Annotated in this window: 8 protein-coding genes; all 8 read right to left on the minus strand. The window is 63.8% G+C overall.

Features of this window, described 5'->3' with window-relative positions:
- Positions 1–235: 235 nt before the first annotated feature.
- The 8 genes from mdoH to hutH all read right to left on the minus strand — a co-directional run bounded on the left by mdoH (position 236) and on the right by hutH (position 11650).
- Positions 236–2806, minus strand: coding sequence for a glucans biosynthesis glucosyltransferase MdoH (gene mdoH / locus KCG88_RS21710; protein WP_047335473.1), 2571 nt, complete (start codon positions 2804–2806; stop codon positions 236–238).
- The gene (locus KCG88_RS21715; protein ID WP_047335500.1) at positions 2799–4631 is read right to left on the minus strand and encodes a glucan biosynthesis protein G; all 1833 of its coding nucleotides are present in this window, start codon (positions 4629–4631) and stop codon (positions 2799–2801) included. Before KCG88_RS21715 ends, mdoH begins: the two co-directional genes overlap by 8 nt.
- Before the next feature lie 276 nt (positions 4632–4907).
- A complete protein-coding gene (gene dtd / locus KCG88_RS21720) occupies positions 4908–5345 on the minus strand; it encodes a D-aminoacyl-tRNA deacylase (RefSeq protein WP_015633852.1) in 438 nt (145 codons plus the stop codon).
- Positions 5342–6313 (minus strand): prolyl aminopeptidase, encoded by a 972-nt coding sequence (pip, locus tag KCG88_RS21725; protein ID WP_047283584.1) that lies wholly within the window; start codon positions 6311–6313, stop codon positions 5342–5344. Before pip ends, dtd begins: the two co-directional genes overlap by 4 nt.
- A 202-nt stretch (positions 6314–6515) precedes the next feature.
- The gene (gene hutG, locus KCG88_RS21730; RefSeq protein WP_210713059.1) at positions 6516–7316 is read right to left on the minus strand and encodes an N-formylglutamate deformylase; all 801 of its coding nucleotides are present in this window, start codon (positions 7314–7316) and stop codon (positions 6516–6518) included.
- 10 nt (positions 7317–7326) lie between these two features.
- Entirely contained in the window at positions 7327–8532 is a 1206-nt protein-coding gene (hutI, locus tag KCG88_RS21735) for an imidazolonepropionase (RefSeq protein WP_047335471.1), read from the minus strand.
- Positions 8533–8542: 10 nt separating this feature from the next.
- Positions 8543–9955, minus strand: coding sequence for an amino acid permease (locus tag KCG88_RS21740; RefSeq protein WP_210713060.1), 1413 nt, complete (start codon positions 9953–9955; stop codon positions 8543–8545).
- A 156-nt stretch (positions 9956–10111) separates the two neighbouring features.
- Positions 10112–11650 carry a histidine ammonia-lyase gene (gene hutH, locus KCG88_RS21745; protein ID WP_144417733.1) on the minus strand — a complete coding sequence of 513 codons (1539 nt, stop codon included), beginning with the start codon at positions 11648–11650 and terminating at the stop codon, positions 10112–10114.
- Positions 11651–11726: the final 76 nt, after the last annotated feature.

The following is an 11726-nucleotide window of genomic DNA, read 5'->3' on the forward strand; positions in this document are numbered from 1 at the left end:
TTGTGGTGTCTGCGCACGGCGGTCATCTGCTTGAGTGCTTCGAATGGCAGGCCGTTGTCGATTGCGCGCAGAAATTTGCGGGTGCGATGCTAACGCACTCGGCCATTTGCACAAGGATTTTTGTTGTTTCAGGGGGAGCGACCGGTGGCCGCTGCCACAGCCTCCGGCAAGGCGTAGGCGGCCATTGGCGCCATAAAGCAAAACGCCCTTGAGCAAGAGCTCAAGGGCGTTGGCTTCAGGCCGGTTGCGGCGCCGCGTTCAGCGGCTGCAACGGCAGTAGCGGTGCATGGGGATCGGCATCCACCGACTGGCGCCAGGCGCTCAGCCATTCGCTGTGCCCCTCGCTCCAGACCTGTTCGTGCAGGCGCCCCAGGGCTACCGGGTCGCTCAGCAGCGCCAGGCGCTCGCTGTTGTTCAGGGCCGCCGGGCCGACTTTCAGAGCATGCCGTACACGCTCCTGGCGCAGCCACTCGATGGGCTCGGCCTGGGTGTGGCGCGAGGTCGCCAGGGCACAGGCCAGGGCGTTCTGCTGCGGATCCACCACGGCCCGGACAAAGCCGTCGTTGAGCGCATGCCAGCGGTTTTCGTGGGTGTACTGGTCGGTTGCCAGCAGCGCCTGCGGCGGAGCGTATTCCTCGGGGATCAGGAACAGGCTTTCATCACGGGACTTCAGGCCCAGGCCCACGCGGCTGGAGATCACCGACACCGGGATCGACAGCATCAACGAACCGACGATCGGTACCAGCCACCAGAGGAAGCTCGGGTTCAACCAGATCACCAAGAGCGCCCAGCAGAAGCCCAGCAGGGTCTGTGGACCGTGGCGCTTGACCGCTTCGCTCCACGGCGTGGAGTCGTCGTCACGCTGCGGCGAATTCCAGGTCGCGGCCCAGCCCAGGAACGCGGCCAGGACGAAACGGGTGTGGAAAATCATCCGCACCGGCGCCAGCAACATGGAGAACAGCATCTCCAGGAGCATCGACAGGGTCACCTTGAACTTGCCACCGAACTCTTTCGCACCCTTGGCCCAGATCAGGATGATGCTCAAGAGCTTGGGCAGGAACAGCAGCACGATGGTGGTGGAGAACAGCGCGATGGCCTTGTCCGGGTGCCACTGCGGCCACAGCGGATACAGCTGCCGCGGCTCGAGGAAGTACTGCGGCTCCATCAGGGTGTTGACCGCCAGCAGGGCCGTGGACAGCACCAGGAAGAAGAACCACAGCGGCGCCGACAGGTAGGACATCACCCCGGTGAGGAACACCGCGCGGTGCACCGGGTGCATGCCCTTGACCAGGAACAGGCGGAAGTTCATCAGGTTGCCGTGGCACCAGCGCCGGTCACGCTTGAGTTCATCCAGCAGGTTCGGCGGCAACTCTTCGTAGCTGCCCGGCAGGTCGTAGGCAATCCACACGCCCCAGCCGGCACGGCGCATCAGCGCGGCTTCGACGAAGTCGTGGGAGAGAATCGCACCAGCGAAGGCACCCTTGCCCGGCAACGGCGCCAGGGCACAGTGCTCGATGAACGGCTTCATGCGGATGATCGCGTTGTGCCCCCAGTAGTGGGATTCCCCCAACTGCCAGAAGTGCAGGCCAGCCGTGAACAGCGGGCCGTAGACCCGGGTGGCGAACTGCTGCATGCGCGCATACAGGGTGTCCATGCCCGAGGCCCTTGGCGCGGTCTGGATGATCCCCGCGTCCGGCGTGGCTTCCATCAGGCGTACCAGGCTGGTCAGGCATTCGCCGCTCATCACGCTGTCAGCGTCGAGCACGACCATGTACTTGTAGTCACCGCCCCAGCGACGGCAGAAGTCGTCGAGGTTGCCGCTCTTGCGTTTCACTCGGCGGCGACGGCGGCGATAGAAGATCTTGCCGAAGCCCTTGGCTTCGCGGCAGACATCCAGCCAGGCCTGCTGCTCGGCCACGCAGATGTCGCTGTCGTTGCTGTCGCTGAGGACGAAGAAGTCGAAGCGGTCCAGGTCACCGGTGGCGGCCACCGACTCGAAGGTCGCGCGCAGGCCGGCAAACACCCGGGGCACGTCTTCGTTGCAGATCGGCATCACCAGTGCGGTGCGCGCATCCTTGGGAATCGGCTCGTTGCCGGCGCTGGCCCCGGAGATGCGGTACTTGTCGTGGCCGGTCAGCAGTTCCAGGAAGCCCATCAGGGCGGTCCAGAAACCTGCCGAAACCCAGCAGAACAGGATCCCGAACAGAATCAGGATGCTGGTCTGCAGGGCATAGGGCAGCACTTGCTGGGCGGTCTGCATCAGCGGCTGGTGCATGACCTCTTCCAGGTCGACGAAGGACCAGCCCTGGTACGGCATGATGCCTTTCATGTACCAGCCGGCGACGATGGTCTGGCCGAGCATCAGCACCAGCAGGATGTAGCGGCGGATCGAACCGACGGTACGCCAGCGGGCGGCCGGCAGTACCCGTTCGTCCTTCTTCGGCGCTGGCGGGTTGGTACGCCCGGTCAGGCGCCGCCAGCCGCGCACCAGGATATTGGTGCGCCACGGCTCCGGGACCACCTTGGTGCGGCGGATCGGCGGCGTGGCCTTGAGGCAGACCCGGCCCTCGGCATCCACCGTGAGCATTTGCGCTTCTTCCAGCTCAGCGGCGGTGCTCAGGGTCAGGCGCTGGCCCACCGAGGCCTGGGCGGCATCGGTGGGGCCATCGAAGGTGCTGGACGACAGGCGTTGGTGCAATTCGCTGAAGGACTGGCAGCCCGCGAGTTCCGCGCGCTGCTGGTCCGACATCGGCAAATGCGCCAGGTACTCGGCAAGAGACTCTGGCTGTAGTTGAGAGTTACTCATCGGCAGGCAACTGATAGCTCCAGGTCTCGGTCAGGACTTGCTCCGTTTTAACCGGTTCCGGTGTGGCTGGGGCCGCGTCCGCAGCAGCAGGCTGCTTGGCGTCTTTGTGGTCCTTGTCCTTGGCGTTCTTGGCGTCTTTAGCCTCTTTGCCCGGCTGGGCTTGCGCCTGCTTGGCGGCTGCCGCTGCGGCTTCCTTCTCTTTCTTCTCCTGCTGCTTGGCGGCGATCTTGTCGGCCTTGGCGATGGAGGAGTTGGAGTTCGGCGTCGAGGCCTTGGCCGGCTCGGGCTGCGCAATGTCGCGGACCAGAGCGGCACGCATCTCGGTGGACTTGCTCGCGTCCTTGATCTTCATCCGCAGGGTCAGGCGCCAGCCCTTGGTTTCCGGGTTGTAGCGAACGCTGTTTTCCACCAGCTCGGCGTTGTCACCCACGCTGACCTGGCTGCGAACGTCGGCGTTTTCCGGCAATGCCGCCAGGGACGGGCCTTCGAAGTCCACCAGGTAGGCCACGCTACCGTCGGGCTGACGGATCAGGTTGGACTGCTTGACGTCACCGGTGGAACGCAGGGTCTGCTGTACCCAGGCGCTGTCAGGGGAATGCAGGGCCGCTTCGTCGATGGTCCAGTGCAGGCGATAGGCGAAGTCCAGCGGCTGGCCTGGCTCAGGCTGCTTTTCCGGGTTCCAGAACGCCACGATGTTGTCGTTGGTTTCGTCCGCGGTCGGGATCTCCACCAGATCGACGGTGCCCTTGCCCCAGTCGCCCTTGGGCTCGATCCAGGCGCTTGGGCGCTTGTCGTAGCGGTCGTCGAGGTCTTCATAGTGGCTGAAGTCGCGGCCACGCTGGAGCAGGCCGAAACCACGCGGGTTTTCCACCGAGAAGTTGCTCACGGCCAGATGTTTCGGGTTGTTCAGCGGGCGCCAGATCCACTCGCCATTGCCGGCATGGATCGACAGGCCGCTGGAGTCGTGCAGTTCGCGACGGTAGTTGAGGACCTTCGACGGCTGGTTGGCGCCGAACAGGTACATGCTGGTCAGCGGGGCCAGGCCCAGCTTGCCGACCTTGTCACGCAGGAACACCCGGGCCTTGACGTCGACAATGGTGTCGGCGCCCGGCCGCAGGGTCAGGCGGTAGGCGCCGGTGGCCCGTGGCGAATCCAGCAGGGCGTAGATCACCAGGTGCTTGTCGGTAGGCTTGGGCTGCTGGATCCAGAACTCGCTGAAACGCGGGAATTCCTCGCCGGAAGGCAGGGCGGTGTCGATTGCCAGGCCCCGGGCGGACAGGCCATAGGTATGGCCCTTGCCAACGACGCGGAAATAGCTCGCGCCGAGCATGGTCATGATCTCGTCTTGCTTGTCAGCCTTGTTGATCGGGTACAGCACGCGGAAACCCGCGTAGCCGAGCTTCTCGGTGGCCTTGGGGTCGAACTTCACGTCGCCGAAATCGAAACGGTTCGGGTCGTACTTGATCTCGGTAACGGTGTTGGCGCTGATCTCGTTGATCTTCACCGGCGTGTCGAAGTGCATGCCCTGGTGGTAGAACGACAGCTTGAACGGGGTCTTCTGGTCGGCCCATTCGGCTTTTTCGGTGAGGAAGCGGATTTTCTGGTAATCCGCGAACTTCATCTCACGGAACTCGTTCGGCAGGTTACTGCGCGGGGCCTCGTACTTCTGCCCGGCCAGGTCCTTGGCCTTGACCGACACATCATCCAGATTGAATGCCATGAGTTGACCGGCGCCGAACAGGCAGACCAGCGCAGAGCCCGTCACCAGTGCGTTTCGTAACCGTTTGGCAAACAAGTTTGGTGCATTACAGGGACTAACAATCACGAGCAACCCTCGCCGAAAACAGATCAAAAAACCAACGGCCAGCTATCTATATGCCAGGTTGGCGAGCATTGTTCCGACTCCGATGGGGCTAAATGATTCCCCAAACGGCCGTGGACAAGTCTCTACTTAAGTCAAAATGGACCAACGAACGCTGATCCCCGTAGCGCGCGATTATCTAGTAGCCCGCGTTACAACGCATCAGGGGTAACAAAGTATTTATCGCGAAAAACAGTCGTTTCCGGCCCAAATCGGTGGAAAAAGCTGTTTCAGGCGTTTTCAGGTCTGTAACAGGAAGGTTACCGGGCCATCATTGACCAGGTGCACCTGCATGTCCGCGCCAAAACGCCCTGATGCCACTTTGCCATGCAACTGTTGCGCCTTCACTACCAGGTAGTCAAAAAGCTCTTCGCCAAGGGCCGGCGGCGCCGCTGTGGAAAAGCTCGGGCGCAACCCGCTCTTGGTGTCCGCCGCCAGGGTGAATTGCGACACCAGCAGCAAGCCGCCCTGCACATCCGCCAGGGACAGGTTCATCTTGCCCTCGGCATCACTGAACACCCGATAGTTAAGCAGCTTATGCAGGAGTTTGTCGGCGCTGGCCCGGGTGTCCTCGGGCTCCACCGCCACCAGCACCAGCAATCCCTGGTCCACCGCGCCGACTATTTCCCCGGCGACTTCCACCCGCGCGCCACGCACGCGCTGCAACAGGCCCTTCATGCTTCTTCGGGTGGCAGGTCGAGCAGACGGCGCGCCATCTGGTCGGTGGCGCGTACCAGAGCATCGGTGATGCCCGGCTCGGAGGCGGCGTGGCCAGCGTCGCGGATCACCTGCAGCTCGCTGTTGGGCCAGGCCTGATGCAGCTCCCAGGCGTTGTCCAGCGGGCAGATCACATCGTAGCGGCCATGGATGATGACCCCGGGCAGATGGGCGATCTTGCCCATGTCGCGGATCAACTGGTCAGGTTCGAGGAAGGCGTTGTTGGTGAAGTAATGACATTCGATCCGGGCAATCGACAGCGCCCGCTGGGGCTCGGAGAAACGGTCCACCACCAACGGGTTGGGGCGCAGGGTCGCGGTGCGCCCTTCCCAGCCCGACCAGGCCTTGGCCGCATGCATCTGGGCGATCTGGTCGGTGCCGGTCAGGCGCTTGTGGAAGGCGCTGACCAGGTCATGCCGCTCTTCCAGGGGAATCGGCGCCACATAGTCCTGCCAGTAGTCGGGGAACAGGCGGCTGGCGCCACACTGGTAGTACCACTGGATCTCCTGGGGCCGGGCAAGGAAGATGCCCCGCACGATCAGGCCGAGCACGCGCTCGGGGTGGGTCTGGGCATAGGCCAGGGCCAGGGTCGAACCCCAGGAGCCGCCAAACAGCACCCACTTGTCGATGCCCAGGTGCTGGCGAATGCGCTCAAGGTCCGCCACCAGGTCCCAGGTGGTGTTGTTTTCCAGGCTGGCGTGGGGGGTGGAACGCCCGCAACCGCGCTGGTCGAAGGTGACGATGCGGTACAGATTCGGGTCGAAGTAGCAGCGGCTGGCCCCATCGCAGCCCGCCCCCGGCCCGCCGTGAATGAACACCACCGGCAAACCTTCCGGTGAACCACTTTCGTCGACATACAGCACGTGCGGCTCGTCGACGGCCAGATCGTGCCGGGCATAGGGTTTGATCTGCGGGTACAAAGTCTGCATTACGCGCTCCGTGGAGGTCGGGTTCATCCCTGGCGGGGACTACATTTATTCTGCCGTCCGGCATCATAAACCCGAATTACGCAATGAGCATGTCCTTGGAGAAAACAGGGTTGTCTGCAGGTTTTGCGCGGGGGTCGAAGGCGCTTCGCGAGCAAGCGCGCTCCTACACAAAGGCCTGTATCGGCTGTAGGAGCGCTTGCTGTCAGGCGTAACGTTCCTGCCCCCAGGCCAGCAGCCCCTGGAGCAATTCCTTGAGCACCACCTGGGTCGGTGCTGCCAGGTCCTCGCGATAGCGGAACGGTTCGAACTCTTCCATGTAGGCGCTCTGTGCCAGCTCCAGTTGCACGGCATGGATATGCTCGGCCGGATTGCCGTAGTGGCGGGTGATATGCCCGCCCTTGAAGCGCCCGTTGAGCACATGGGTGTAGTCGTTGTGGCCGGCGCAGATCGCCTCCAGCCGGTTGGCCAGTTGCGGATCGCAGCTGGCGCCATTGAAAGTGCCGAGGTTGAAGTCCGGCAGCTTGCCTTCGAACAGGTGCGGAATCAGCGAGCGGATGGAGTGGGCATCGAACAGCAGGGCATAGCCGAATTCGGCCTTGAGCCGCGCCAACTCTTCCTGGAGGGTGCGGTGGTAAGGCCCCCACACCTCGTGCAGGTACTGCTCGCGCTCCTCACTGGATGGCGCCTGACCTTCGATGAACAAGGGCTCGCCGTCGAACAGGGTGGCCGGGTACAGGCCAGTGGTGGCCCCCACGTACAGGGGCTTGTCATCGGACGGGCGGTTCAGGTCGATGACAAAACGCGAATATTCGGCCGCCAGGGTACTGGCTCCCAGCTCCTGGGCGAACTGGTACAGCCGTGGAATGTGCCAGTCGGTGTCCGGCAGGCTCTGCGCCCGGGGCACCAGCCCGGCCGCCACCGCCGGGGTCAGGCGCGTACCGGCGTGGGGCATGCTGATCAGCAGCGGCACCCGGCCTTGTTTGAAATTCAGAACCTTATCCACAACCCTTCTCCTACACAGTCACTTCAACGCCGTGTCGCACGACGCGCTTTTCCAGATCGCCGCCCAGCCAGTAGGCCAGGTCGGCAGGACGATCGATCTGCCAGGCGACGAAGTCCGCCACCTTGCCCACCTCCAGCGAACCATGGGTCTTTTCCATGCCCAGGGCCTGGGCCGCATGCAGGGTAACCCCGGCCAGGGCCTCCTCGGGGGTCATACGGAAACAGGTACAGGCCATGTTCAGCATCAGCCGCAGCGACAACGCCGGTGACGTACCGGGATTGAGGTCGCTGGCCACGGCGATCTTCACCCCGTGCTTGCGCAGGGCCTCCATTGGCGGCAGCTGGGTTTCCCGGAGGAAATAGAAGGCCCCCGGCAGCAATACCGCCACGGTCCCGGACGCCGCCATGGCTATTGCATCCTCCTCGGTCATGAACTCCAGGTGATCGGCGGACAGCGCATGGTAGCGGGCCGCGAGGCTCGAACCATGCAGCGACGACAGTTGCTCGGCGTGCAGCTTGACCGGCAGGCCGAGCTGTTGCGCGGCAATGAACACCCGCTCCACCTGCTCCGGGGAGAACGCCAGGTATTCACAGAAGGCATCCACCGCGTCCACCAGCCCCTCGGCCGCCAGGGCCGGGAGCATCTCGCTGCAGATATGCTCGATGTAGGCATCGCTGCGCTCGGCGTATTCCGGCGGCAGGGCGTGGGCCGCCAGGCAGGTGCTGCGCACGCTGACCGGCAACTCTTCGCCCAGGCGACGGATCACCCGCAGGATCTTGCGCTCACTGGCCAGGTCCAGGCCGTAGCCGGACTTGATCTCCACACTGGTCACCCCATCGCGCAACAGGCTCAGCAGACGCTTGCGGGCGCTGCCGAACAGCTCTTCCTCGGTGGCGGCCCGAGTAGCCCGCACGGTACTGGCGATACCACCGCCGGCAGCGGCGATCTCGGCATAGCTCACCCCTTGCAGGCGCTGCTCGAACTCACCACTGCGGTTGCCGCCAAAAACCGTGTGGGTGTGGCAATCGATAAAGCCCGGGGTTACCCAGGCTCCAGCCAGGTCCTTGACCTGGGCGTAGTCGCCGGCCGGCGCCTCCGAGCGCCGGCCGATCCACTCGATGTGCGCCCCTGACGTCACCATGGCCGCATCCTCGATGATCGAGTAAACACCCGAGGCCATGCTGGCGACGTTGCAGTGTTGCCAAAGAGTTTTCATCCAACCTCCATTAATGGTCAGTAGGTAAAGAAGCGTCGCTCATGATCGCCTGGGCCTGCCCCGCCATGGGCTTGACCCACAGCATATAGGCCACGATCAGTAGAGCGATCCACACTACGCCGACAATCAGCGCTCCCTGGGTTTTCGGGAAATAGCCCAGCACGCCGAAGATGAACAGCATGAAGGCAATGGCCGCCGCCGGGGCCCAAGGCCAGAATGGCACCTTGAACTGCAACTGGGCCACCTGCTCGGCGGTCATCGAACGGCGCATGGCCACGTGAGTCAGGAGAATCATCAGCCACACCCAGACCGTGGCGAACGTGGCCAGGGACGCGATCAGCAGGAAGATGTTTTCCGGGATCAGGTAGTTCAGCACCACTCCGATCAACAGCGTCACGGCCATCACCACCACGGTCATCCACGGCACCCCGTGTTTGGACACCTGGGCAAAACCCTTGGGCGCCTGCCCTTGCCGGGCCAGGCCATACATCATCCGGCCGGCGCCGAAGATGTCGCTGTTGATGGCCGATACCGCCGCCGAGATCACCACGATATTGAGGATAGTGGCGGCCGAGCTGATGCCCAGGCTGTCAAAGATCTGCACGAACGGGCTGCCCTGGGTGCCGATCTGCGGCCAGGGGAAAATCGACATCAGCACGAACAGGGTCAGCACGTAGAACAGCAGGATACGCAGCGGCACGGCATTGATCGCCTTGGGAATGACCCGCTTCGGATCCTGGGCCTCGCCCGCGGTGACGCCGATGATCTCGATGCCGCCAAAGGCAAACATCACCACGGCAAACGAGGCGATCACCCCACTGATGCCATTGGGCATGAAGCCGCCGTGGGCCCAGAGGTTGGCGGCGCCAGTGGCCTGATCCTGCGCGGCGCTGCTGATACCGAAGAGCATGATGCCCAAGCCCCCCAGGATCATGGCGACGATTGCCCCGACCTTGAGCAGCGACAGCCAGAACTCCATCTCGCCGAACACCTTGACGTTGCACAGGTTCAGGCCGCCGATGAACAGCACGATGCCCAGCACCCAGATCCAGCGCGCCACTTCGGGAAACCAGAAGCCCATGTAGATGCCAAAGGCAGTGACGTCCGCCAGGCACACGATCAACATCTCGAAAGCGTAGGTCCACCCCAGAATGAAGCCCGGCAACGGCCCCAGGTACTGGCTGGCATAATGCCCGAACGAACCGGACACCGGGTTGTGCACGGCCATCTCCCCGAGGGCGCGCATCACCATGAAAACCGCCGCGCCACCGATCAGGTAGGCCAGCAACACGGCGGGCCCGGCCATCTGGATGGCCGAGGCCGAACCGTAGAACAATCCCGTACCGATGGCCGACCCCAAGGCCATGAAGCGTATATGGCGGGCTGTCAGCCCTCGGCGTAGTCCACTGTCTTGCGATTGCATGTCTTCGTCCCTTTTATTGTTATCGGACAAGTCCGCCCCGCGCAGGGGTGCGGGGCGGAGGAAGCAGACGCTCCGCGCCTGTCTTGCAGGTAAAGCCAAGCGGCACGGGCCGCAGCTCCACGCCGAGCGCGAAGCTGCCTGGCGGCCCGGCGTGCATTACAGGCTCGGCAACAACCGGGCGGGCAGCAGCCCGTTCAGGCAACGCGAAGCCAGCAGCTCACTGGCGGCGTTGATGTCCGGTGCAAAGAAGCGGTCCTTCTCGTAGTACGCCACTTTCTCGCGCAGGGTGGCACGGGCCTTTTCCAGGGTCGGCGAGGTTTTCAGGCCTTCGCGCAGGTCCAGCCCCTGGCAGGCCGCCAGCCATTCCACAGCCAGGACACCACGGGTGTTCTCGGCCATTTCCCACAAGCGCTTGCCGGCGGCCGGGGCCATGGAAACGTGGTCTTCCTGGTTAGCCGAGGTAGGGATGCTGTCCACCGAGTGCGGGTGGGCCAGGGCCTTGTTCTCGCTGGCCAGGGCCGCGGCGGTGACCTGGGCGATCATGAAGCCGGAGTTGACCCCGCCATTGGCCACCAGGAACGGCGGCAGCTGGGACATGTGCTTGTCCATCATCAGCGAGATCCGCCGTTCGCTCAGCGAGGCGATCTCGGCGATGGCCAGGGCCATGTTGTCGGCGGCCATGGCCACCGGCTCGGCGTGGAAGTTGCCACCGGAAATCACGTCACCTTCGGCGGCGAACACCAGCGGGTTGTCCGACACGGCGTTGGCTTCCACCACCAGCACTTCGGCAGCCTGGCGCAACTGGGTCAGGCAGGCACCCATCACTTGTGGCTGGCAACGCAGGGAATACGGGTCCTGGACCTTGTCGCAGTTCTTGTGCGACGCGGATACCTCGGTGCTGTCCCCCAGCAACGCGCGATAGGCCGCGGCGGTATCGATCTGCCCGCGCTGACCACGAGCGGCGTGAATCCGCGGGTCGAATGGCGAGCGCGAACCCAGCACCGCTTCCACGGTCAGGCCGCCGCAAACCAGGGCGCCGGCGAACAGGTCTTCGCCCTCGAACAGACCGCGCAAGGCGTATGCGGTGGAAACCTGGGTGCCGTTGAGCAGCGCCAGGCCCTCCTTGGCGGCCAGGGTCAACGGCTTGAGGCCGGCCACTTCCAGGGCCGCTGTCGCTTCCAGCCACTGCCCCTTGTAGCGCGCCTTGCCCTCGCCCAGCAGCACCAGGGACATGTGGGCCAAAGGCGCCAGGTCGCCGGAAGCACCCACCGAGCCCTTGAGCGGGATGTACGGGTAGACCTCGGCGTTGATCAGGGCGATCAAGGCATCGATCACCTGGCGGCGGATCCCGGAGAAACCACGGCTCAGGCTGTTGACCTTGAGCACCATGATCAGGCGTACCAGGTCATCGCTGATAGGCTCGCCAACACCGGCGGCGTGGGACAGCACCAGCGAGCGCTGGAGGTTCTCCAGGTCGGCGCTGGCAATGCGGGTCGAGGCCAGCAGGCCGAAACCGGTGTTGATGCCATAGGCCGTACGATTCTCGGCCAGGATCTGCTCGACACAGGCGACGCTGGCGTCAATCTGCGCCGAGGCGCTGCCATCCAGGGTCAGGGTCAGCGGCTGCTGATAGATGGCCCGCAGTTGGGCCAGGGTCAGTTGGCCGGGAATCAGGTTCAGCGCAGTCACATTCATGCTCCTTTTGAGAGTTTTGTAATAACTAGCCAGTCGCTCCGGAAGCTTCCGTTATCCGTCGCCGCACGCAGCTTGA

It is taken from the genome of Pseudomonas sp. MWU349 (assembly GCF_017947325.1).
Lineage (GTDB): Bacteria > Pseudomonadota > Gammaproteobacteria > Pseudomonadales > Pseudomonadaceae > Aquipseudomonas > Aquipseudomonas protegens.